This is a genomic window from Mesorhizobium sp. WSM4840, assembly GCF_055811755.1.
The window spans coordinates 1-22,914 of record NZ_JBVVQD010000001.1 but is presented as its reverse complement, the minus strand read 5'-3'; the positions used below and the strand labels follow the sequence as shown (position 1 = coordinate 22,914).

24 protein-coding genes and 1 pseudogene are annotated in these 22,914 nt (G+C 63.7%); 10 read left to right on the top strand and 15 right to left on the bottom strand.

The genetic code is table 11. The features are described 5' to 3' along the window. Window positions 1-25: 25 nt before the first annotated feature. The 11 genes and pseudogenes from AC0L3I_RS00125 to AC0L3I_RS00075 all read right to left on the bottom strand — a co-directional run. A complete protein-coding gene (locus tag AC0L3I_RS00125) occupies window positions 26-790 on the bottom strand; it encodes an ATP-binding cassette domain-containing protein (RefSeq protein WP_473525569.1) in 765 nt (254 codons plus the stop codon). After that, window positions 787-1,788, bottom strand: coding sequence for an ABC transporter permease (locus tag AC0L3I_RS00120; RefSeq protein WP_123150262.1), 1,002 nt, complete (start codon window positions 1,786-1,788; stop codon window positions 787-789). The genes AC0L3I_RS00125 and AC0L3I_RS00120 overlap by 4 nt, the downstream gene beginning before the upstream one ends. Next, on the bottom strand, window positions 1,785-2,774 hold the full coding sequence (locus tag AC0L3I_RS00115; protein ID WP_473486905.1) for a sugar ABC transporter substrate-binding protein: 990 nt from the start codon (window positions 2,772-2,774) through the stop codon (window positions 1,785-1,787). The genes AC0L3I_RS00120 and AC0L3I_RS00115 overlap by 4 nt, the downstream gene beginning before the upstream one ends. Before the next feature lie 340 nt (window positions 2,775-3,114). Next, window positions 3,115-3,657, bottom strand: coding sequence for a TOBE domain-containing protein (locus AC0L3I_RS00110; protein WP_473525568.1), 543 nt, complete (start codon window positions 3,655-3,657; stop codon window positions 3,115-3,117). Then, on the bottom strand, window positions 3,650-4,687 hold the full coding sequence (locus tag AC0L3I_RS00105; RefSeq protein ID WP_473525567.1) for an ROK family protein: 1,038 nt from the start codon (window positions 4,685-4,687) through the stop codon (window positions 3,650-3,652). The genes AC0L3I_RS00110 and AC0L3I_RS00105 overlap by 8 nt, the downstream gene beginning before the upstream one ends. Continuing rightward, window positions 4,687-5,409: a ribulose-phosphate 3-epimerase gene (locus AC0L3I_RS00100; RefSeq protein ID WP_473525566.1), complete on the bottom strand. Its 723-nt coding sequence runs from the start codon at window positions 5,407-5,409 to the stop codon at window positions 4,687-4,689. The genes AC0L3I_RS00105 and AC0L3I_RS00100 overlap by 1 nt, the downstream gene beginning before the upstream one ends. Continuing rightward, the gene (locus tag AC0L3I_RS00095) at window positions 5,406-6,239 is read right to left on the bottom strand and encodes an alpha/beta fold hydrolase (RefSeq protein WP_473525565.1); all 834 of its coding nucleotides are present in this window, start codon (window positions 6,237-6,239) and stop codon (window positions 5,406-5,408) included. Before AC0L3I_RS00095 ends, AC0L3I_RS00100 begins: the two co-directional genes overlap by 4 nt. Continuing rightward, a complete protein-coding gene (locus tag AC0L3I_RS00090; protein WP_473525564.1) occupies window positions 6,239-7,057 on the bottom strand; it encodes a sugar phosphate isomerase/epimerase family protein in 819 nt (272 codons plus the stop codon). Before AC0L3I_RS00090 ends, AC0L3I_RS00095 begins: the two co-directional genes overlap by 1 nt. Further along, complete coding sequence (locus tag AC0L3I_RS00085; RefSeq protein ID WP_473525563.1) at window positions 7,057-8,133, bottom strand: Gfo/Idh/MocA family protein; 1,077 nt, start codon at window positions 8,131-8,133, stop codon at window positions 7,057-7,059. The genes AC0L3I_RS00090 and AC0L3I_RS00085 overlap by 1 nt, the downstream gene beginning before the upstream one ends. Window positions 8,134-8,143: 10 nt before the next feature. Then, on the bottom strand, window positions 8,144-8,917 hold the full coding sequence (locus tag AC0L3I_RS00080) for a sugar phosphate isomerase/epimerase family protein (RefSeq protein WP_473525976.1): 774 nt from the start codon (window positions 8,915-8,917) through the stop codon (window positions 8,144-8,146). Between the two features lie 52 nt (window positions 8,918-8,969). Next, window positions 8,970-9,086 (bottom strand): annotated as a pseudogene (locus AC0L3I_RS00075) (carbohydrate ABC transporter permease); the annotation flags it as partial. Window positions 9,087-9,451: 365 nt separating this feature from the next. Between AC0L3I_RS00075 and AC0L3I_RS00070 the strand changes: the two are divergent. Beyond that, the gene (locus AC0L3I_RS00070; RefSeq protein ID WP_473525562.1) at window positions 9,452-10,600 is read left to right on the top strand and encodes a Gfo/Idh/MocA family protein; all 1,149 of its coding nucleotides are present in this window, start codon (window positions 9,452-9,454) and stop codon (window positions 10,598-10,600) included. Between the two features lie 18 nt (window positions 10,601-10,618). Beyond that, window positions 10,619-11,596: an alpha/beta hydrolase gene (locus tag AC0L3I_RS00065; RefSeq protein WP_473525561.1), complete on the top strand. Its 978-nt coding sequence runs from the start codon at window positions 10,619-10,621 to the stop codon at window positions 11,594-11,596. Here AC0L3I_RS00065 and AC0L3I_RS00060 read toward each other — a convergent pair. After that, window positions 11,584-12,609: a LacI family DNA-binding transcriptional regulator gene (locus AC0L3I_RS00060; protein ID WP_473525560.1), complete on the bottom strand. Its 1,026-nt coding sequence runs from the start codon at window positions 12,607-12,609 to the stop codon at window positions 11,584-11,586. The genes AC0L3I_RS00065 and AC0L3I_RS00060 overlap by 13 nt on opposite strands. A 239-nt stretch (window positions 12,610-12,848) precedes the next feature. On the opposite strand from AC0L3I_RS00060, the gene AC0L3I_RS00055 reads away from it, so the two are divergent. The 8 genes from AC0L3I_RS00055 (at window position 12,849) to AC0L3I_RS00020 (ending at window position 21,077) form a co-directional block, all read left to right on the top strand. Next, window positions 12,849-13,793, top strand: a complete 945-nt coding sequence (locus AC0L3I_RS00055; RefSeq protein WP_473525559.1) for a sugar kinase — start codon at window positions 12,849-12,851, stop codon at window positions 13,791-13,793. Beyond that, a complete protein-coding gene (locus AC0L3I_RS00050) occupies window positions 13,790-15,076 on the top strand; it encodes a D-tagatose-bisphosphate aldolase, class II, non-catalytic subunit (RefSeq protein WP_473525558.1) in 1,287 nt (428 codons plus the stop codon). The genes AC0L3I_RS00055 and AC0L3I_RS00050 overlap by 4 nt, the downstream gene beginning before the upstream one ends. A gap of 148 nt (window positions 15,077-15,224) precedes the next feature. Then, window positions 15,225-16,109, top strand: a complete 885-nt coding sequence (locus tag AC0L3I_RS00045; RefSeq protein ID WP_473525557.1) for a dihydrodipicolinate synthase family protein — start codon at window positions 15,225-15,227, stop codon at window positions 16,107-16,109. A gap of 23 nt (window positions 16,110-16,132) precedes the next feature. After that, window positions 16,133-16,792: a GntR family transcriptional regulator gene (locus AC0L3I_RS00040; RefSeq protein WP_473525556.1), complete on the top strand. Its 660-nt coding sequence runs from the start codon at window positions 16,133-16,135 to the stop codon at window positions 16,790-16,792. 62 nt (window positions 16,793-16,854) lie between these two features. After that, the gene (locus tag AC0L3I_RS00035) at window positions 16,855-18,192 is read left to right on the top strand and encodes an ABC transporter substrate-binding protein (RefSeq protein ID WP_473525555.1); all 1,338 of its coding nucleotides are present in this window, start codon (window positions 16,855-16,857) and stop codon (window positions 18,190-18,192) included. After that, window positions 18,192-19,151 carry a carbohydrate ABC transporter permease gene (locus AC0L3I_RS00030; protein WP_473486890.1) on the top strand — a complete coding sequence of 320 codons (960 nt, stop codon included), beginning with the start codon at window positions 18,192-18,194 and terminating at the stop codon, window positions 19,149-19,151. Before AC0L3I_RS00035 ends, AC0L3I_RS00030 begins: the two co-directional genes overlap by 1 nt. Beyond that, the gene (locus AC0L3I_RS00025; RefSeq protein WP_473525554.1) at window positions 19,152-19,973 is read left to right on the top strand and encodes a carbohydrate ABC transporter permease; all 822 of its coding nucleotides are present in this window, start codon (window positions 19,152-19,154) and stop codon (window positions 19,971-19,973) included. Window positions 19,974-20,018: 45 nt separating this feature from the next. Continuing rightward, complete coding sequence (locus tag AC0L3I_RS00020) at window positions 20,019-21,077, top strand: ABC transporter ATP-binding protein (RefSeq protein ID WP_473525553.1); 1,059 nt, start codon at window positions 20,019-20,021, stop codon at window positions 21,075-21,077. 24 nt (window positions 21,078-21,101) lie between these two features. Here AC0L3I_RS00020 and AC0L3I_RS00015 read toward each other — a convergent pair whose 3' ends face one another. From AC0L3I_RS00015 to AC0L3I_RS00005, 3 genes are all read right to left on the bottom strand, one after another. Beyond that, on the bottom strand, window positions 21,102-21,332 hold the full coding sequence (locus AC0L3I_RS00015; RefSeq protein ID WP_473525552.1) for a hypothetical protein: 231 nt from the start codon (window positions 21,330-21,332) through the stop codon (window positions 21,102-21,104). 478 nt (window positions 21,333-21,810) lie between these two features. Next, the gene (locus AC0L3I_RS00010; RefSeq protein WP_473525551.1) at window positions 21,811-22,557 is read right to left on the bottom strand and encodes a GGDEF domain-containing protein; all 747 of its coding nucleotides are present in this window, start codon (window positions 22,555-22,557) and stop codon (window positions 21,811-21,813) included. A 152-nt stretch (window positions 22,558-22,709) separates the two neighbouring features. Continuing rightward, on the bottom strand, window positions 22,710-22,914 hold a 205-nt coding region (locus AC0L3I_RS00005; RefSeq protein WP_473525550.1), incomplete at its 5' end, for a hypothetical protein.

The window sequence follows — 22,914 nt, the reverse complement described above, 5'->3', positions numbered from 1 at the left end:
AGGTGCGGCTCGACCCGGCCGTCCGTCATGCGGCGCCGGTGACGAGCGCAACGAGTTCGTTGCCGGTCGTCTCCGAGGCACGCACCGTCGCCACCATCCGTCCCGCTCGCATCACCCAGATCTGGTCGGACAGGCACCGCACCTGATCGAAATTATGGCTGACCAGGATGACGCTGACGGCCTGTTCGCGCAGCCGCCGGATCAGGGCTTCGACATTGGCCGTCTCCTGCACGCCGAGCGCTGCGGTTGGTTCGTCCATCACCACCAGCTTGGCGCCGGAACCCGCGGCGCGGCAGATCGAGATCGCCTGTCGTTGTCCGCCCGAAAGGCGCCGCACGCGCTGACTGACCGAAGGCATGTTGATCGACAGGCGCGACAGCATGGCGCGCGCCTGCTGTTTCATCGCCTTGCGGTCGAGCAGGGCGAAGGGACCGATCCGACGCACGATCTCGCGGTTGAGGAACAGGTTCTGGGCGACGGTCAGTTCGTCGATGAGCGCCAGGTTCTGGTGCACCGTCTCGATGCCGGCCTTACGCGCCTCGTCGGGATTGGCGAAGGGACGCGGCCGCCCGTCGAAGAAGATGTCTCCTGCATCCGGCACATGCACGCCGACCAGGCAGCGTATCAGTGTCGACTTGCCGGCGCCGTTGTCGCCGATCACCGCCGTGACCTCGCCACGGCGGGCCTGGAAGGCGACATCGGTGAAGGCTCGGATGCCGCCGAAATGCTTGCTCAGCCCTTCGCAGGCGAGGATCGCGTCGGCCGACGGGGAGTGATTGACGGCGCTCATTTCTGATACCGCATGATCAGTGCCGCCAGCACCACGATGGCCCCTACGGCAAGGGGTTGGTAGAAGGCCGAAACGCTGAGCAGCGTTAGCCCGTTGACGAGAGCGGTGAGCATCAGCGCACCGATCGCCGGGCCAAGAATGCTGGCGCGGCCGCCGAACAGGCTGACACCGCCGAGAACCACCGCCGCCACCGAATTCAGCAGAAGGCTGGTGTTGATCTGCGGTTCGGCCGAGCCGATGCGCGCGACCAGGAGCAGTGCGGCGATGCCGGCGCAGAAGCCTGAAATCGTATAGGCGGCGATCTTGACCCGGTTGGTGCGGATGCCGAGCGCGCTGGCGCTTTCGACCTGGCCGCCGGTCGCCAGCAGATGCACGCCGAAGCGGGTGTGGTAGAGCGCGATATGCGCCACCAGAACGGCCGATATCGCCACCCAGACGGGATAGCCGAACGGTCCAAAGGAGCCGGAGGCCAGCCGCAGCAGGAAAGGCGAGCCGACCATTATCGGCTCGCCGCCCGACAAGATCAGGCCGAGCCCGGTGACGCCCGAAAGCGTGCCGAGCGTTACCACGAAGTCGGGTATTCGCCCGGCTGTGATGAGCACGCCATTGAGGAAGCCGACCGCGCTGGTGGCGGCTACGGCGAGCACACAGGCGAGGAAGATGCCATACCCCGCGGCATCGACGAGGCCGAGGATGATGGCGCCCAGCATGACGGCTGCCGCCAAGGAGAGATCGATGCCGGCGGTGGCGACGACGAAGGTCTGGCCGATCGACAGCACGACCAGGATTGCCGCGGCCAGCAGCAGGGCCTGCAAATTGGCGATGCTGAGAAAGACCGGCTGACTAATGCCGAAGACGATGACGAGGCCGACAAGGCCGACGACCGATGCCCAGTCGGCCCAGAAGGAAGGATCCAGGAGGAGAGCCGACAGGGAGGGGCGGCTCTCCTCCGCCGCGCCCGCGGTATGCACGGGCGCGTTTTGTTCAGGAATGCTCACTTCAACATCTCGCGGAAGGGATCGGGATAGTCGCCGCCCGGACGCGGGAAGTTCTTCAGCGAGGCTTCGGCATTGTCCTTGTTGATCAACAGAACCGGCGCCGGCACGTTGGCGGGCAGTTCCTTGCCCATGGCCGCTGCCTTGCAGGCTTCCACGCCCATGGCACCGACGACATAGGGATATTGCGCGACGGTCGCGGCGAGTTCGCCGGCCGCGACCGATTTCAACGCGTCGACGATGCCGTCGAGGCCGATCACCTTGACGTCCTTGCCCGAGGTCTGGACGGCGCGCTGAACGCCGAGCGCCATGATGTCGTTGGCGGCGAAGAAGCCGGCGAGATCGGGATGCGCGGCCAGGATGTCGGTGGCAGCGGTGAGTGCCTTCTCGCGATCCCAGTCGGCACTGACCATCACCACGACTTCGAGCTTGCCTTCGACAGCCTGCTTGAAGCCCTTGATGCGGGCGTTGCTGCCGACATCGCCGACGATGCCGGCCACCAGCGCGACCTTGGAGCCTGCAGGAACCAGCTTCAGCATCTCTTCGCCTGCCAGCACGCCGGCGGCAACGTTGTCTGTGCCGATATAGGTTGAGATGGTGAAGCCCGCGGCCTTGGCCTGCTCGGCGTCGATGGTGCTGTCGATGTTGACGATCGGCTTGTTCTTCTGGGCGACAGGCACAAGTGCCTGGACGAGGTTGCTGACGCTGATCGGATTGACCAGATAGCAATCGAAATCCTGCATGGCCATGGCGGTCAACCGATCGGCCTGCCCGGTGGCGTCGCCCATATTGGCGGCTGCCTGGATAGTGACGGCCACACCCTCGGCCTTGGCCTGCTCTTCGATGCCCTGGTGCATATACTGGAAGAAGGGATTGTCGAGACCCTTGACGATAGCCGCGACGCGGGCTGCGTCCTGGGCTTGGGCCGGCATGGAAATGATGGCTGCAAACAGGCCTGCGCCAAGCGACAGGCAATTGAACATACGCATGCTTCTGCCTCCTCCTAATTGTTGGTTGTGCCGCAATTGACCCGTTGTCCGGCGAACGGAATGCCTGTGCCGGCTAAGGCCAGCCCGGCACTTGCGAAAAGCTGCCGACCACTGGGCGATTGCCATGCGGCTCGCCGGTTCAGGAACCGTTCCGGGTCATTGTTCGTGTCAGGCATTTCTCCTCCCAGAGCGCTGACCGATGCCTGTCAGCATTTCCGCATGTTTTAGAAAAATTTGACACGCGTCAAGATTTAAAATGGTGTGCAGTGGTTTTTGATGTGCTGCGATGCAGCAGAAATCGACACTGCTGGGAAGTCGAAGCAGGCTCGATGCGGCGTCGTCAGTGGTCCGGGTCAAACTGCAAGTGCACGCCGTCAGGCCGGTTGCAGAGGCGCCAGCGCTGGCCCATCGGTGCGAAATAGGTGGCAAGCCGATGGCGAGATGTCGAGCGCGATCGGGCTGTGCAACGGCGTCCTGTCGCTGCCTTCGGCCTGGACGACCAAGTGATGTCAGGCGCGATCTCGACATGCAGGATGGTCAGGCTGCCAAGCCGCTCCGCCAGCACGGCTTGCCCCTTGAATTGTCCGTTGGCCGAGATGCGGAGATGTTCCGGCCGCATGCCGAGCAGCAGATCGTCGCCAGATTTGCTTGCACCGGCGGCGACCTGCTCGGTCAGCGCCTTGCCGTCCGGCAAGGTTACGGTGACGCCTTCGGGGCCAGTCGACGCCACCTTCAGCTTCAGCAGGAGCAGCGTGGATTTGCCGTAGCCGGACGGGCCAACGAAGACGACGAATTCGCGGTCCTCGACGTCAAGATCAAGCCCCTTGATGATCTCGACGGACCCGTAGGATTTGCGCGCACCGCGCAGCTTGAGCTCAGCCATGGCTTGTCTCCCTGGCGCCGGCACGCTCAGTCGCGCCGTCTTTGTTGTCCTCGTCCTGCGCCATCGCCAATGGCGCGCCCGGTTCGCCTTCCCACAGGATCAGGCTGGCCGCGCCGATCAGTCCTGCGCGGTCGCCAAGCTGCGCCGGCACGATCGGCACATCCCGGTAGGCCGGCATCGCCCGCTGCTCGACGGTCGCCCTGATGGTTGGAGCCAACAGGTCGAAGCCATTGGCGAGGCCGCCGCCCATGACGATCAGGTCCGGCGAATAGAGGTGAAGCAGGTTGGTGAAGCCGATGCCGAGCCACTTCGCCTCCGCCTCGATCAATTCGAGCGCGCTGATATCGCCGGCACGTGCGGCTTCGACGACGTGCCTGGCTGAAACATCGCCGTCAGCCGAAAGGCGCCTGAGCCGGGAGCCGTCGCCCGGCGTTGTCAGCGCTGTGGCACGCCGCCCGAGCGCGGTTCCGGAGGCGACCGCCTCGAAACAGCCGACGGCGCCGCAGAAGCAGCGGTCGCCCTCGCCGGTGATGGTCATGTGGCCGATTTCGGCCGCCAGCCCGCGCCGGCCGTGATAGATGTGGCCGTCGGCAACGACCCCGCCGCCGATGCCGGTCGACACGGTGACGAATACCAGGGATCCGCTGCCTCGGCCGGCGCCGAAGCGCCATTCGCCAAGGGCGGCCGCGTTGGCGTCGTTTTCCAGCCGCACCGGCAGGCCGAAATGCTTGCCGAGAATGTCGATCAACGGCACGTCGTGCCAGCCGGCCAGCGTCGGCGGCGCGATCACGATGCCGGCCTTGGGATCGAGCGGTCCCGGCGCGCCGATGCCGATCCCGGCGACATCCGCCTGTGGGCGCTGTGTCAGAAGCGCCTCGGCCAGTGCAATGATCTGGCCGATCACCGCATCCGATCCCGCGATCGCCATCGTCGGCGCCGAAACCTGCGCGACAATGCGGCCGCCGCTCTCGACCAGCGCGCCGCGCAGCTCCGTTCCGCCGAGATCGAAGGCGAGGGCCAGTCTTGTCATCAGGCGGCGACCTTCAGTCCACGCAGCCAGGCCATGCGCTGCGCGAGGTCAGGGTCGCCGAATGCCAGCGATCCGAGCACCACCGTCTCGGCCCCGGCGGCGCGCAGGCGCGGCACCGTCTCGTGGCGGATGCCGCCGTCGGCAGCCAGGATGAGATCGGCCTCGCGACCGGCTTGCTGCATCAGCATGCGTGCCTCAATCAGGCGGGGGCAAGCCTGGTCGGAAAGGCTCTGGCCCTTGACGCCGATGGATGTGCCGAGGAGCGTCACAAACGCGACTTCGGGCAGGAACGGGGTGACCGCAGCGACCGGCGTTTCCAGCCTGAGCACCACGCCGGCCTCGGCGCCGAGTTGATGCGCAAGCCGCACGGCGCGCAGGCCGGCTTCGCCGTTTTCGGCATGGACGCTGACTAGGTCGGCACCGGCCTCGATGAACTGGCGCGTCTGCTCCTCGACGATCCCCGCTTCGACCATCAGGTGCACATGGATCGGTTTTGCCGTCAGCCCGGCGATCCGCGCTACCAGATCCGGGAAGAACAGGAAGCCGGGGGTGAAGCGGGCGTCTGCGACGTCGATGTGGTGGAGATCGACATGAGGTTCTATGCGCTTCAGGTCGCGCTCCATATTGGCAAGGTCGGCCGACCACAGCGAAAACTCGCCGAGCAGCCGGTTGCGCGGCAGGGCGGCGATGGCGGCGGGACCGGACAGGGTTTTGGTCGTCATGACGGAATGAGGCTCCGGAAATTCGAGTAGGTGTGAAGGAAGGTCGTGATCTCAGCCTGCAGCTCGGCGAAATGCCTGAGGCTGTCGAGTGCCTTGGGAGAGGTTTTGGCAAAGGTTGCGCCGGGGATCGCCGCCGCGAGCGTATGGGCCGCCGTCAGCGGATGCACCGCATCCATGGCATTGCCGATGACGAGCGTGGGGATGCCAAGGGCAGCGGCGTCACTCGCCGAAACGCCCGGGCCGTCGTCGGCAATGTCGGCGAGGACCTGCGCGAATGGCGCGGCGTCCGTCCGGTCGAAATAGCCGAACAGCGAGGCAAGGTTGTCGGGCGCGTCGCGCTGCAGGCGCGCGGCGGTTTCCGATTGCGCGAAGATCGCCCTCGCCTTGTCGGGGCCGTGGTCCAGGATAAGCTTGGCAACCTCGGCGATCGGCCGCAGGTTCACCGGCGCGCTGTCGAAAATCCAGGCCGGCCGCACCAGGAGAAGACCCGCGACGCGGTCCGGATGACGGCAGGCCAGGCGCATGGCGATCGCGGCGCCCATGGAAATGCCGCCGGCGACGAAACGATCGAGGCCGGCCTGATCGGCGGCGGCAACAACATCGTCCGCGAACATCTCCAGGGAAAACGGCCGGCGGCTGCCCAGTCCGGACGCGCCGTGTCCACGGCATTCCAGCGTGATGCGCCGCAACCCCGGCCCGGAAGGGAAAGCCTGGGCGACCTGCGCCTCGCCACCGCCCAGGCCGTGCTGAAAGACAACCGCAAGCCCGTCGCCGTGGTCGCAGACTTGGAGCAATGCGTCATCGCGAAGCAGCTTGGCAAGGCGGCGCATCAGGTCAGCCCCTTCAGGAAGCGGGCGACCCCGGGCGCTTCGTCGGCCGAAAGGCCGTGGGTGACCAGCGCCCCGTCAAAGCCTGATACCTTTAGTCGAGCGACAAAATCCGGGAAATTGACGACACCTTTCCCGGCGGTGGCGAAGCGGCCGTCGGCGAAACGGTCCTTGGCGTGCGCCATGGCGACATGGCCTGCCGTGGTTTCGACGGCGGCGGCGACGATGTCGCGTGCTTCGGCCGGGCTCGCCTGTTCGAACAGGTTGGCCGGATCGAGCACGATGCGCAGCCGTTTCGAGCCCATCTCGGCGATGAGGCGCATCGCGTCCGACGCCGAGGTGACGATGTTGGCCTGTTCGGGCTCGATGCCGAGATCAACGCCGTGGCGCTCGGCGAGTTGAAGCGCCTTTTCCATCTCGCTCGCCATGTCGTCCCATGCCTCAGGGGCGGCATTGTCAGGGTGATACGCCCACTGATCGTCCGCGTTGCGCGTTCCCGTGCACAAGGTGACCAGCGGAACAGAAAGGTCTGCCGCGGCCTTGATGACCACGCCAAGCCGGCGCAGGCCGTCGTTGCGCACAGCTCTGTCGGGATGGGCCATGTTGTAGGTGCCCGAGAGCGCCACCAGCGCGACACCGCAAGCATTTGACGCGGCCGCGATGGCATTAATGGCGTCTTCCGGTACCGCATCCGGCATCGACGGCAGGCCGGCGCAGGCCAGGTTGAACTGGGTGACGGCAAATCCCGCGTCGCGGACCGCTGCCAGTACGCCGGCCGGTTCGCTGCCCGGGAAGGTCTTGGCGAACACCCCGATCTGCATCAGACCGCTCCCGTGACGCTGGCGATCTCGACGCGATCGCCGGTTTCGACCGAACGGGCGATCGCCACCATGGCGCGGATCGAGGCAAGGCCGTCCTCGACGTTGGCGCCGCGCATCGGCTTGCCGTCAAGGATTGTCTCGGCGAGGCCTTCGAGCTGGCGCCTGAAGAAATGCCCGTCGGCGCCGAGCGGCTTTCGCGACGTTGCATCCTTCTCGTGAAAGATATCGACTTCACTCGCCCGGAAATACCAGGGGTTGAAGGTCTTCGCGATCACCGAGCCGTTTTCGCCATAGAGCTGGAAGCCCTCGTGCCAGTCCATGCGGACAGCCACGGTGAGGTCGAGATGGCCAAGCGCGCCGTTGGCGAATTCGGTTTCGACGAACCAGCAATAGGCGCCGAAACGCTCGTTGAGGCGGGCACGCACGGCGACGATCTCGCCGCACAGGAAGCGCGCAGTGTCGACGAGGTGCGAGCCGTGCGCGAGCATGAAATACTGCCTGAGATCGGCCTTCGGATTGCCACCCGGCTTGCGCGCCAGCTTGCTGGTGACCGGCAGCGGCTGGACCGCGTCGGTGTTGGTGTAGCGGTGAGTGGAATCGCAATACCAGGCTTTTAGCGCCAGGATCTCGCCGATCTCATCGCGGACGAAATTGCGCGCCGCTTCCAGCGCCGGGTCGAAGCGCTTCATGTGACCGACCTGCAGTACCTTGCCGGAGCGCCTGACCGCATCGGCGAGCATCTCGCCTTCCTCGATCGAGACGCCGATCGGCTTTTCGCACAGCACGTGCTTGCCGGCCTTGAGCGCCTTGATCGACATCGGCACGTGGTAGGCGTCGGAGGTCGCGACGATCACCGCCTCCAGTTGCGGGTCGGCGAGCATCTCATCGTAATCGCCATACATTTTTTCGGGTTCATAGGTCGCGCCCATGCGCGCCAGAAGATCGGGGGCGGCATCGCAGATCGCATAGAGATCGGCGTTCCCGGCCTTCACGCAGGATTCGAGATGGGCGAATTGGGCGATCGGCCCGCAGCCGAGCACGCCGACACGAAGGCGACGGTCTTGCTTCCGGATCATGGTCTCTTCCTCACGCGCCGTAGCCGCGCATCGTCTGGCGGTTGGTCTTGACCGCGGCGGCCGGATCGGCGGCGGCGATCTCGGATTCCTCTTCCAGCACCAGCCAGCCGTTGAAACGAGGTGCGGCGCTGGCGATGTCGATCACCGCTTGGGTGTCGCAGACGCCCTTGCCGAGCATCGCCCAGGTGCCGCTGGCATCGACGTCTTTCAGATGCACGTAGCGGATGCGGTCGCGGTAGGTGGTGAGTGTGTCGATCATGTCTTGATGGCCGCGCAGTATGTGGCCGGTGTCGGGCACCCAGCCGACGAGCGAGGGGTCGATCAGAGCGAAAATCCGGTCATAATCGGCACGGTCGAAGAGCAGCGTGTTGTGATGGGAACTCGGATGGACGGCGACCTGGACGCCGGCCTTGAGCCCGAGTTCGCCGGCCTTGTTGTAGACCTCGGCCGCGATGGCGAATTTGTCGTCGCGCGGGCCATCGGACACGACGGTGGCCGAGCCCATCGACACCAGCGCGCCTGGAAAGGCAGCGGCAAAGTCGATCCAGCGTTTCGCGGTCTCGAGGTCGGCGCCGATCTTCTCCTTCAGCGTGAAGCCGCTCTTCGAACCGAAGGCGAAGGAGACGAGCGTCAGCCTGGCCGACTTCAATGCCGTGGCGAATTCCGCCGGCCTGCCGGCATAGCGGCCGATCATCGTGTCGGTGATCTCGATGCCGGCATAGTCGCCATCGGCGATCGCCTTCAGGAGGTCGTCGGGACCGCCGGTAAAACGCTCTCCGAGCATTTCCCAGGTAAAGGTCTGGCATCCGACTTTCAGGTCTTTCACGATCGTCCTTTCATTCCTTGATGCCGCCCTGCGTCAGCCCTTCGATGATGTGCCGCCGGAAGAACAGCACCAGCACGATCAAAGGGACGGTGACGACGGCCGAAGCTGCGGCGATGTCACCCCAGGGCCCGACCCAGCGCGGTCTGCGAAAACATCGACACCGAAAGGATGACCCTCAGGATGCCGACGCGGCCCTTGACGTTGAGCCGTGACAGCGCGAAGGCAGCTGGCGACCCGGCGAAGAGGCACAGGAATGTCGTGGCCAGCGTTGTAGCAGGGCTCGAGCGCGGGGATCAGCGATGGCGAGCCTGACGATATCAGTCATTTTCTCCTCCTTGCTCTGGCAGCCTCCCAGGCAGCATTTCCGCATGTTCCATAAAAATTTTACGCGCGTCAACATTTAAAAATGCTGTAAAGCCTGCTTTCGAATGTGATCCGTTGCTGGTGCAGTAACTCAGCCAGGGCATGCCGCGTCGGGAGGTGGACTAGAAAATGCCGGGAAAATCAGGAGCCAAGCTCGGTATCGGCGTTGTCGGGTGCGGCAACATCTCGATGACCTATTTGCACAATGCGGCTCTGTTCGGTGAGGTCGAACTGCGCGCCTGCGCCGACATATCGCCCGATATTGCCGCCCTGCGCGCCAGCGAATACGGCATCCGGGCGGTCAGCGTCGATGCGCTTCTGGCCGACCCGGAGATAGAGCTTGTCCTCAATCTGACCATCCCGGCGGCGCATTTCGATATTTCGTTTTCAGCGCTTTCGGCGGGCAAGCACGTCTTCACCGAAAAGCCGCTGGCAACCTCGGCAAGCGACGGCCGGCGCCTTGTCGCCGAGGCGGCGGAGCGCGGGCTGCTGCTGGGCTCGGCCCCGGACACCTTCCTCGGCGCCGCCGGACGGCGGGCGCGCCGCCTCATGGACGAGGGCGCGATCGGCCGCGCCGTGACCGGCACCGCCTTCATGATGGGGCGCGGCATGGAGCACTGGCATCCCAATCCGCAATTCTACTATCAGCCCGGCGGCAGACCGGTCTTCGACATGGGTCCGTACTACCTGACGATGCTGGTCAATTTGCTCGGGCCGGTGGCCCGCGTGATGGCGATGGCGACGCGGGGCCAGGAGGAGCGGCTGATCACCGCCGAAGGCCCCTACCGGAACATCAGCTTCAAGGTCGGCACACCGACCAACATCCTGTCGCTGCTGAAGTTCCGCTCAGGCGCCACCGTCACCTTCGGCGCCTCGTGGGATGTCTTCAGGCACTCCAACCATCCGATCGAGTTGCACGGTACCGAAGGCTCGCTCAGGCTGCCCGATCCGGACACGTTCGGCGGCACCGTTTCGCTGTCGGAACGTGGGGCCGACTGGGCCGACTTCCACAGTGAGAGCGAACTCTATGGCTTGCGCAATTGGCCCTATGCCGCGCCGGACCGCGCCAACTACCGCATGCTCGGCGTCGCCGACCTTTCTCGCGCGCTGGCAACCGGAAGAAAGCCGCGGGCGTCCGGCGACCTTGCGCTGCATGTGCTGGAGATCATGGAGGCGATTCTCACTTCGGGAGAAAGCCGTGAGTCCGTCGCCGTCAACACAAAGGTTGATCAGCCGCCGCTTCTTGGGGAAGACGAAGCGGCCAGCCTGCTTGCCTGATATCGGAGGGGACCTACCATGACGACATCGCTTTCGCCCTTGCTCGATCCGGAGGCGCGGCATGTGCTCGGGCTCGACCGGCAGGCGGCTGCCCCGCCATTCGAAGCTGGCACGCCCGAAGAAGCGCGCCGCGCCTATGAGCAGGGCTTTCCGGCATTGCAAGGTGAGCGTGAGCCTGTCGCTTCGCTGACCGAGCGCATCATCGCCGGGCCAGGCGGCCCGTTGACGCTCAGGATCTATCGCGGACAGGGCGCGAGCGGGGCCGCTGCCCGGGCGCTGCTCTATCTGCATGGCGGCGGCTGGGTGATCGGCAATCTCGAGTCGCATGACGAGATCTGCCGGTGGCTTGCCAATATGGCGGCCTGCGTCGTCGTCTCCCCCGACTACCGGTTGGCGCCGGAGCACAAATTTCCGGCGGCGATCGAAGATTGCCGTGCCGCACTTTCCTTCATGCAGGAGCGCGCGGGCGACCTCGGCATCGATGCAGAGCGACTCGCTGTCGCCGGCGACAGTGCCGGCGGCAATCTCGCTACCGTGCTTTGCCTGCTTGCGCGCGGCGACAAGAACCCGCCGACTGCGCAACTGCTGTTCTATCCGAATACGGACGCCTCGCAGGCGGCAGACAGTTATCGCCGCTTTGCCGAGGGTTATGGTCTCACCGCGGCGACCATGGCCTGGTTCCGCGACCACTACATCCGCGATGCCAGGGACATTGGCGACTGGCGCGTATCGCCGCTCAAAGCCGCGAGCCTTGCCGCCGCAGCCCCGGCCTTTGTCGCCATCGCCGGTCACGACATCCTCGCCGATGAAGGCGAGGCTTATGCCAAGCGTCTGGAAGATGACGGTGTGCCGGTCGTCCTGCGGCGTTGGCCCGGCCAGATCCACGGCTTCGTGTCGATGGGCCGTCATGTTCCGGCGGCGCGGCAAGCGGTCGGCGCGGCGGTTGCCGCATGGCGCGGCTTCGATCCTGTCTTTGGAAACGCTCAGGCCGACTGACGCATGACCAGCGTCGCGTCGAGACTGACCTTGGGGGCAACTGCCGCGTCGTCCTCGTCCAGCAAGGCCAGCAGCGTCTCGACGCTGCGTCCCGCCATCGAAGCGAAATCCTGCGCCATGGTGGTGAGGGCAGGGCAGGTGTAGCGGCTCAGCGGATGGTCGTCATGGGCTGCGACCCGCAGGTCGCAATCGCCCTTGCGGCCGACCTTGCGGCCTTGCGAGTAGGCGGCGGCCATCACGCCGAAGGCGAGACGGTCGTTGGCGCACAGAATGGTCTTGCCCGGCAGACCGCCACGGGCGAGCATCGCTTCCATCTGCTCGTAGCCGATCCGTTCGAAATCCCAGGTGTAGTCATAGGTGTTGCCGATGAGCATCGGCTCATGCCCAAGCCGCTGCATGGCGCCAACATAGCTGTTCAGGCGTTCGCGCGAATTGTGGTTGACGTGCGGGATGTCGAAATAGACCGGGGCATCGCCGGAGCGGCAGAGATAATCGACGATGGTCGAGACGCTCTGGCTGTTGTTGTTGCCGACGAATGGCGTGTCGCCCTCGAGATAAGTGTCGAAATAGACGATCGGTATGGTCTGTGTCAGCTTCTCCAGCGTGCGGTGGTCTGAGCGCAGGCCGAGCGGCGCAATCAGCGCGCCGGAGACTTTCAGCGAAAGAATGGTTCGCGCTGCTTCCACTTCGAGCTCGCGCGAGCCGTGCGAGGAGATCACGATCGGCCAGTAGCCTTCGTCGCGCAGCCTGAGTTCGATTCGGCTGACCATCTCGGAATAGAAGGGATCGGCGACCGTCGGCACGACAATGCCGATGCTGCGGGTCCGCTTGCGGTTCAGGTTTCGCGCAAAGAGATTGGGCTGGTAATCGGACGAGCGCAGCGCTACCTCGATCCGCTGACGTGTCGCCGGCTTGACGCTGGTCGGATCGTCGAAATATTTCGACAGTGTCGGCCTGGAGACGCCGCAAGAGCGAGCAAAATCCTCCATCGTCTTGTGTGTCATCGACATCAAAGCCCCCGCGCTGCTGCGAGCGCTGCCCGGTCTACATACGGTACGCCAGCGCGCATCTGCAAGGCGAAACTTTACAGACAATTTTGATAGTTTTCATGCGTCAATTTATTAATTGACGCGAAAAAGCACAAGCCGTATTCACCTCCGTGGTCGAATTCGAAATTCATGTCACCCGGAAAGTGCTCGCGCGGTTCATCAGAAGCGAGGCCGGGGCGAAACGCCGGGAGGGATTCCGCGAGATGAGGAAGCTGGTCAGTGCCGGCGAGATTCTGGTCGAGATCATGGCCGAGCGGATCGGCCAGAGCTTTCTCGAGCCTGGTCCGCTGCTTGGACCCTACCCGTCCGGAGCGCCTGCCATCTTCATCGGCCAGGCGGCGGCGCTCGGCCAGCCGGCCGGTCTCATCGGCGCCGTGGGCGACGACGATTTCGGCAGGCTGAATATAGAGCGGCTGCGGGCACTGGGCGCCGACGTGTCGGCGATCGCGGTACACAAGGGCCATGCAACGGGCACGGCCTTCGTCACCTACCGGGCCGACGCCAGCCGGCATTTCGTCTTCAACATCCGCAACAGCGCCTCCGGCCTGATCGAGACCGACGCGGCGGCAACAAACTTGCTCGCTAGCGCCGATCACGTCCATGTCATGGGTTCGTCGCTGTTTTCCGACCGCGCCATCGCGGTGACGCTATCGGCGATCGAGACTGTCAAGGCCAAAGGTGGAACCGTGTCCTTCGATCCGAACATCCGCCGGGAGATCATGCAGGCGTCCGGCATGCGCGCGGCGCTCGATCATGTGCTGGCGCGAGCCGACATCTTCCTGCCGAGCGGCGAGGAGCTCTTCCTGTTTTCATCGGCGAAGGACGAGAAGGGCGCAGTCGACGAATTGCTCGCCCGTGGCCTGTCCTGCATCGTCTTAAAGAAAGGCGCCGCCGGCGCCGTTTATCATGATCATCACGGTGCGGTCGCCTCGTCCGGCTTTGCCGTCGACGAGGTCGATCCGACCGGCGCGGGCGATTGTTTCGGTGCTGCCTTCGTCTCGTTCTGGCTGCGCGGGGCGGCTCCTGCCGAAGCCCTGCGGATCGCCAATGCCTGCGGTGCGCTTGCCGTCACCCGCAAGGGGCCGATGGAAGGCATTTTCCCGCTTGAAGCGGTCGAGGCATTCATCGCCACGGGCAACACGCTGTGAGTGACGCGACGCGAAGGTTTGCGAACATTGCGGCCAGGCGCGCCGCAGGCGAGAGAAGCGGCATCGCCTCGGTCTGCTCGGCGCATCCGCTGGTCATCGAGGCTGCCCTGCGTCACGGCGCCGCGCGGCACGCGGACGTGCTGATCGAGGCCACCTGCAACCAGGTCAACCACGAGGGCGGCTACACCGGGATGACGCCCGCCGGCTTTCGCAGCTTCGTCGAGGCGCATGCGCTGAAAGCGGGTTTCCCAGTCGATCGCCTGATCCTTGGCGGCGATCATCTCGGACCCAATCCGTGGAAACATTTGGCTGCGGCCGCTGCGATGAAGAAGGCGGGGGCGATGATCGATGCCTATGCGAGCGCCGGCTTCACCAAGATGCATCTGGATACGAGCATGGCCTGCGCCGACGATCCAGCCGTGCTTGCCGACGAAACGATCGCCGCGCGCGCGGCCGAACTTGCTGAAACCGCCGAGGCGGCGGTCGAGCGGGCAGGCGGCGAAAAACCGGTCTACGTCATCGGCACCGAAGTGCCGGTGCCGGGCGGTGCATTGGAGGCGCTCGACCACTTGCATGTGACCGCGCCGGACGATGCTTTGCGAACGGTGGAGGTACACGCCCGAGCGTTTTCCCGCGCCGGCCTCGAGGCCGCTTTTGCCCGAGCGATAGGCGTCGTCGTCCAGCCGGGAGTCGAGTTCGGCAATACCGAAATCGTGCCCTATGCTCCGGCCAAGGCGACCGAACTCGCGGCCGTGCTCGACCGCATGCCAAAAGTTGTTTTTGAAGCGCATTCGACCGACTACCAGCCGGCCGAAGCGCTTAACGCTCTCGTTCGCGACGGCTTCGCCATTCTCAAGGTCGGCCCCTGGCTGACCTTCGCGCTTCGCGAAGCGCTGTACGGGCTCAGCCACATCGGCGATATCCTCGCGCCGGACCCTTCGCGCGAGAGCCTGAGTGCCGCGATGGAACGCATTATGCTGGCGTCACCGGACAACTGGCAGCAATATTATCTGGGCACGCCGGACGAGCAGTGCGTGCAGCGGCATTTCTCGCTCAGCGACCGCATCCGCTATTACTGGCCGACGCCGGAGGCGCAGCGCGCGACACAGACGCTGCTGGACGTGCTGAGCGAGAAGGACATTCCCCGGCCTCTGATAAGCCAGTATCTGGGGCAGCTCGACGCCGAGGTTGCGGCAGGCCGGGTCAAGCCCCTCGCGCACGACCTTCTGATCGGCAGCATCACCCGTGTCCTCGATATCTACGCGGACGCGACGGGACAGTAGGGATTGCGCCGGCGGAAAAACGGCAGCCGCCTAAATCCGCCTCATAGAGCCCGATGTCGACGTCGTTCGAAAAGAGCGTCGCCGCAATTTACAACTAACATGTTAGTGTGCTACGACTGCTGCACATTGATATCTGGAGAGAATAGCAGTGGCCTCGCGCTTTGGTCTTTCGGTTGCCCTCACCACGCCTTTCGAGGCTTCCGGGCAAATCGCCATCTCTCCCATGATCACGCAGGCCCGGGCTTGCCTTGGCGCCGGCTGCAGCAGCGCAACGCTCTTCGGCACCACCGGTGAAGGCGCCTCGGTGGGCACGGGAGAGCGGCGGATTGTTACCGAGGCCATGCTGGCCGCCGGCATTCCGGCACATCAGCTCGTCGCCAGCGTGCTGGTCGATGCGGCCGAAGACGCTGCCGAACAGGCGCAGCATGCCTTGCAGTGCGGTGTCCGCAACATCCTGCTGGCTCCACCGAGCTACTTCAAGAATGTCGGCGAGGACGGGTTGTTCGGATGGTTTTCCGCCGTCTTCGCTGCGCTCGGCCCACTGGCCCGCGGCGTCCTCCTCTACAACATCCCTTCTGTAACCATGGTGCCGCTCCCGCTTGGCCTGATCGGTCGGCTGCGTGCGGCCTTCCCCGGCGTGGTCGCCGGCGTCAAGGATTCGGGTGGCGACTGGAGTTACAGCGAGGCGCTGCTAAGAGCTCATGGCGACCTGGTGGTCCTGATCGGCGACGAGCGGCACCTGGCCAGAAGTGTGCGCCAGGGCGGGCAGGGCGCCATTTCCGGCATGGCCAATTTCGTCACCGGTGAAATCCGTGCCATGGCCGAGGATGGGCGCGACGATGCCCGTGTCGAGAGCTTCGTGCTCGAATTGCTCAAATATCCGGTCACCCCGGCGGTGAAGGTCATGGTGGCGCGCAAGACCGGCGACGAGCGCTGGCTGGCTGTCCGTCCGCCGCTGGAGCCGATCGCTTCGCAGGGGCGGCAACAGCTTGCTGCCGCCTATGACCGGCTGTTTGCGACAGAGCCGGCCTGACCGGCAAAGGGAAGCGCGCTGAAATGGACGACAGCAGCGAACCGGCAACCCTCAGGGAAAGAGCTTATGCTAGTTTCACGCGGCATTTGCTGGCCCGCGATCTCAGGCCGGGACAGTTCGTGTCGCAGCGTGAACTGGTTGCCTTTACCGGGCTGCCGCTTGGCGCCATCCGCGAGATCGTGCCGCGTCTCGAGGCCGAGGGGCTTTTGACGACTATCCCGCAGCGCGGCATGCAGATCGCCCATATTGACATCAACCTGATCCGCGAGGCCTTCCAGTTTCGCCTGTTCATGGAGCGCGAAGCGGTGGCGCTGTTCACCGTCAATGCCTCCGACGCCGAGCTCGCCCGCCTGCGGCACGAGCATGAGGACATGCTGGCTCAAGCGCTGTCGCAGGCGCCGACGCCGGAAATGGAAGCCAGGGCCCAGAACATCGATTGGGCCATGCACGACACCTTCATCGATGCGCTGGGCAACGAGATCATCGCCAAGGCGTATCTGGTCAACTCGGTAAAGATCAGGCTTATCCACCAGGAGCGTTTCCGTATCGACGGGCGCGTCGTGCCGGTGATGCAGGAGCACCTGACGGTGATCGAAGCGCTCGAGAGCCGCGACCCGCAAAAGGCGGTCGAGGCGATCAGCCGGCATATCGACAACGCGCGCCGGTTGGCGCTCCAGATCTGAGGAAGTATGGTTCGCGGCTGCCGCGACACTAGCCACAACGACAGCAACCCAGGGAGGAAGAAATGTCGTCCAATCCGTTCAAGCCAACAAGAAGGCAAGTCCTTGCAGGAACCACGGCGCTCGCCGCCGCGGGCCTGGCGGGCCTTCGCCCGAGTTTTTCCGCCAGCGTCGACTGGAAGCGCTTTGCCGGCACGACGCTCGACGTCAATCTGGTTAAAAGCCCGCGCAGCGACACCATCCTGAAATATATCGCCGAATTCGAGGAGCTGACCGGCATCAAGGTCAACGCCGAGGCGACGCCGGAACAGCAGCAGCGGCAGAAGACGGTGATCGAGCTCAGCTCCGGCAGACCGAGCTTCGATGTCGTGCATTTGAGCTATCACGTGCAGAAGCGTCAGTTCGAAAAGGGTGGCTGGCTAGCCGACATCGCCGGCTATCTCGCCGACCCGACCCTGACCGATCCAGGGCTGGTTGAAAGCGATTTTGCCGAAGCCGGCATGCTTTTCGCCAAAGACAACCAGGGCGTGCTGCGTTCGCTGCCTTTCTCGGTGGACTACTGGATCGTCTACTGGAACAAGGAGCTGTTCGAGGCCAAGGGCCTCAAATACCCTGAATCGTTCGACCAGCTGGTGGCCGCCGCCGAAACGCTGACCGATCCATCGACCAACACGTTCGGTTTCGTCGCCCGCGGCCTCAAGAATGCCAACACGCCGGTGTGGACGTCGCTGATGCTCGGCTACGACATGACGCCGCTCGACGACAAGGGAAAGCTGCGCACCGAAACGCCCGAGGCGATCGAGGCCGCTGCCCTCTACCAGAGGCTGATGACCAAGTCCGCCCCTCCCGGTGTCACCGGCTTCAATTGGGCCGAAGCGCAGTCCGCCTTCCTGCAAGGCAAGATCGGCATGTGGTTCGATGGCGTGGGTTTTGCCCCGCCGATGGAAAATCCCGAAAAGTCGCGCGTGGTCGGCAAGGTCGGCTATGGCGTCATGCCCAAGGGGCCCAAGGCGCATGCCTCCGGGACGTTTGGCGACGGCCTCGGCGTGACCGCCTCCAGCGAAAAGAAGGAAGCTGCCTATCTCTTCTGTCAGTGGGCGGTTTCCCCGGCGATGGGCGCACGCCTGCTCCAGGCCGGCGCCGGCGTGCCGTTCCGCAAGTCGGTGCTGGAAGATCCCAAGGTGCGCGAAGGCGTCACCATGCCGGCAAGCTGGCTCGATGCGGTGGTTCAGTCCGGCAATATCAGCAGGCTGGCGCTGCCGGTGATCATCCCGGTCACCGAGTTCCGCGACATCTACGGCGTGGCGTTGACCAACATGATTGCCGGTGCCGATCCTGCCGAAGAACTGAAGAAGGCCACCGCGCAGTTCCAGCCGGTTCTCGACAGGAGCGAGCAGGGCTGATGTCGACCATCGCCCCAGGTCGCACCGGGGCGACGATAGATCGCACCGGGGCGGCGACGCAAGCCATCGAGGAGAGCCAGTCGGTCCGACTGGCTCCCAACTACTGGCCCTTCGTCGTTCCGGCGCTCGTCGTCGTTAGCGCCGTGATCGTCTTTCCCTGGGCTTTCACGCTCTGGATGAGCGTCAACCGCTGGACGCTCGGCCAGTCGCGGAGCTTTGCCGGGATGGAAAACTATCTCCGTCTGGCCAGCGACCCGCGATTCTGGGAATCCCTTGTTCATACGTTAACCTACACCTCGCTATCGGTGGCAGCGCCGATGTTCCTGGGCACTGTCGCCGCCCTGATCTTCGACGCCAGGTTTCCGCTGCGCGGCCTGCTGCGCGGCGTCTTTGTCATGCCGATGATGGCAACGCCGGTTGCGGTGGCGCTGGTCTGGACCATGATGTTCCATCCCCAACTCGGCGTGCTCAACTACCTTCTATCGCTGGTCGGCATCCCGGCGCAGGAATGGATATTCAACGCCAACACCGTCATCCCTTCGCTGGTCGCGGTCGAGACCTGGCAGTGGACGCCGCTGGTGATGCTGATCGTGCTGGGCGGGCTGGCCTCGGTACCGCGCGAGCCGTTCGAGAGCGCCGAGATCGACGGTGCCAATGCCTGGCAGCAATTCCGCTACCTCACCCTGCCGATGATCGCGCCGTTCCTGATGATTGCGTTGATCATCCGCACCATCGATGCGCTGAAGAGCTTCGACATCATCTATGCGATGACCCAGGGCGGACCGGGCACGGCGTCGGAAACCATCAATATCTATCTCTACAACACCGCCTTCTCCTACTACGACATCGGCTATGGCTCGGCCATGGCCGTGGTGTTCTTCATCGTCATTGTGGCGCTGTCCTTCATCCTCCTGATGCTGCGCCAGCGCTCGCAGTGGAACGATGCGGAGGGCAAATAGATGAGCTCACGGTTGCTCAACCAGATCGGCCTGTTTTTCGCGGCTCTGGTCATCGTCTCGCCGGCGATCCTCTTCTTTCTCTGGATGATCTCGCTTTCGCTGAAATTCGAGATCGACAACGGCGCCTATCCGCCGATCCTGATCCCCGAACGCTTCGCCTGGTCGAACTATATAAAAGTGTTCGAGGAGAACAATTTCCTGCTCTATCTCTGGAATTCGGTTCTGGTGACGGGCACGGCGACACTGCTGGCGCTGCTGATCGGCGTACCGGCCGGCTATGGCATAGCGCGGCTCAAGGCTGAAAGATCGGCGATCGTCATCATGATCGCCCGCATGACGCCGGGGCTGTCCTATCTCATCCCGCTGTTTTTGCTGTTCCAATGGATCGGGATCCTCGGAACGCTCTGGCCGCAGATCATTATCCATCTGGTGGTGACGGTGCCGATCGTGGTCTGGGTGATGATCGGCTATTTCGAGACCACGCCGATGGAGCTGGAAGAGGCGGCCAACATCGACGGCGCCAGCTCCTGGCAGGTGTTCCGGCTGGTCGCGCTGCCCATCGCCAAGCCGGGCATCGTTGTCGCCTTCATTCTGTCCGTTATCTTTTCGTGGAACAATTTCGTCTTCGGCGTGGTGCTCGCCAGCCGCGAGACGCGCACATTGCCGGTCGCCGTCTACAACATGCTTTCCTATGAGCAGGTGAGTTGGGGGCCGCTCGCCGCCGCCGCACTGGTGGTGACGCTGCCGGTGCTGGTCCTGACCATGTTCGCGCAAAAGCAGATCGTCGCCGGACTGACCGCCGGCGCGGTGAAGGGCGGCTGAAGACGCATTCGAGATCGACATCACTTTTTCTCCCGGAGAAATCCAATGGCATCGGTAACCATCAACAACGTGCAGAAGGCTTTCGGAGCCACCAAGATCATTCACGACGTCAGTGTCGATATCGCCGACGGCGAGTTCGTCATCCTGGTCGGCCCGTCGGGATGCGGAAAGTCGACGCTGCTGCGCATGATCGCCGGACTTGAAACGATCTCGGGCGGCAAGATTGCCATCGGCGAGCGTATGGTCAACAATCTGCGGGCGCGAGACCGGAACATCGCCATGGTGTTCCAGAACTATGCGCTGTATCCGCATATGACGGTGGCCGACAATATGGGCTTTGCGCTCAAGATCAAGAAAGCCGATCCGGCCGATACCGCTGGCCGCGTCAGGAATGCCGCCAGCATCCTCGGCCTGGAAAAGCTGCTTGAGCGCTATCCGCGTCAGCTCTCCGGCGGCCAGCGCCAGCGCGTTGCCATGGGCCGCGCCATCGTGCGCGACCCGCAGGTCTTCCTGTTCGACGAGCCGCTCTCCAATCTCGACGCCAAGCTGCGTGTCCAGATGCGCGGCGAGATCAAGGCGCTGCACCAGCGGCTCGGCACCACCACCATCTATGTCACGCATGACCAGATCGAAGCGATGACCATGGCCGACAAGATCGTCGTGCTGCATGACGGCCTGGTCGAGCAGATCGGCGCGCCGCTCGACCTCTACGATCAGCCGGCCAATCTCTTCGTTGCCGGCTTTATCGGCTCGCCCGCCATGAACTTCATTGCTGGCCGCATCGAGGAAGGCGTGTTCCGCAGCGCCGGCGGGCTGATCCTGCCGCTGCCGGAAGGTGCCCGCCCGGCTGACGCTGCAGGACGCGAACTTGTCTACGGCATCCGCCCCGAACATATCCGCGCAACCGCCCAGGGCATGCCAGGAACGGTCACGCTTCTGGAAGCCACGGGTTCAGAAATCTTCGCCAAGGTCGACTGCGCCGGCGAGGAAATTTCCTGCCTGTTCCGCGAGCGGCTGCCGCTCAGGCAAGGCGCGCAGGTGCGGATCGAAGTCGATCGCGCATGCGCCCACCTCTTCGACGCGAAAACCGGCCGGCGTATCTGATTGGCGTGGCCTGCGCGTCATGCGCTAGAGCCAGATACCATCTTTACGGTCGAGCTGGCCAACGCTCTCGGGTCCCGGATCAGCTTCTGCGGCTTCTGCGCCGTAGACCGTCCAGAGCATGTAGACAAAATACCCGACCTGCAAAACTATCGGGCTAATGATCGCCCAGCCGATTGAGCCCGTTGCCCAATACGTCGAGATCGACACAAGGCACGACGTAGTGAGTATCCCCACCAGGACCTGCAGAACGTTCATCTGTTTTTTCAAAGCGTCCCGGAACTGACAACAGCCGAGAGGCTCCCCCAACCCAATACTCGATACTCAATACCCCGAACCAACATCCCATTATTTTAGGGATTGCGCAAGTACCATGTCGGGTAGCGGCTGCGACATGCAACCTTCAGTTTAAAGTTGTTTATTCCGGCGGTCTGTCGGCTGCCAACGAAGGGTGTAAAAGCTGGTGGAGGCGACTCTCGCGGGTGGCTCCGCCTGGGGCGAGTGGGGTGTGTCCTCGTCGTCGTTCGCCTTGGCAGGCGGAGCAAGTTCCCGTCCTGCAAGCAGGGAAGCCGATTGGCAAGGACGGCAGCACGGCCTGGGAGATCGGTCAGCCTCCATCATCCCTGCGGATGACCTAACCTTCCAATCGGCCGCGGTCCAAAGCAGGTGCAGATATCTGGTTAGAGGAGTCCATAGACCAAAAATTCCGATTGGCGTCCTAGCCCCTCTGTGATCGTCAACTGGGCAGACGAGACAGTTCGAAGTCGGTTCCATTTCTGGATAGCCGCTGCTCGGCGGACCGGAACATGTCGTCGAACGCGAGTTCATCCTCGAAGACTACCCCTCCGACGCCTATGCTCAGGACATCCTCCGCCCCTTTTGGCGCGAAATAGACTTGCGCAACGCGCGCCCGGATACGCTCACCGACCTCCTTGGCGTCTTCTTCGGTGGCACCAGGTAGAAATACCCCAAAGATGGATGTCCCTATGCGGCCGATCAGATCCTCCTCGCGCACTGATGACTTTATGGTCGAGGCTATGAGCCGCAAGGCCTCGTCGCCCCATTCAATACCAAATCGCAGGTTGATGGATCGAAGGTGTTCGGGATGGATGACCAGGAAGGCGCCCGAACGAGAGCCACGCTCGGACGGCTTCTTTACTCTCCGTTCGATGATCGAAGTAAAAACCGTTCCGTTCAAGCAGCCCGTCAGACCGTCGTAGGTCGCTGACTTGTTTAGCTCTTGCCGATAGCGGCGGATCTCAACCCGACCCCAGCCGATCAACAGGAAAAGCGGTAGCCCAATGACGAGGGGGACGAGCGTTGCCGTGACAACGCCGCGTCCGAACGGCGTGAGCCCATCGGCGAACAGGAGCAGATAGTTGAGGGCTAGCGAAAAGCCCAAACTCCCGGCGGTCCCCAAAAACGTCAGCCATGCGATACTCTTCCACGCCTGGGCAGAGCTGTTCGCCATCGATTTTGTCACTAACCGATCTCCTGTCAGATAGGCTGGCATAAGGCCGGCAAGTTACAAATTCCGTCTCAAAAGCCAATACAATTTGATCGATCTGACTGAACGAGCTCTGGCTGACCACAGATGAAGCTGGAGTTGCCCGCGAGAAAGATGGAAGACAACAGTTAACAAACTAAGTGTCGGCGCAGGCTGAACAACCAGCAGCGCAGGCAACCGCCTGTATCAGCATGCTGCGCTAGTGTCATGATCGCGTAATTCGTGCGATTATTGCGTTGATTCGATTGGAGATGCGATGCATGGGACGAGTTGCTGCAACCATCGACTTGAGCGCCGAGGAACGCAAGGAGCTTGAAGGTCTGTCGCGCCGGC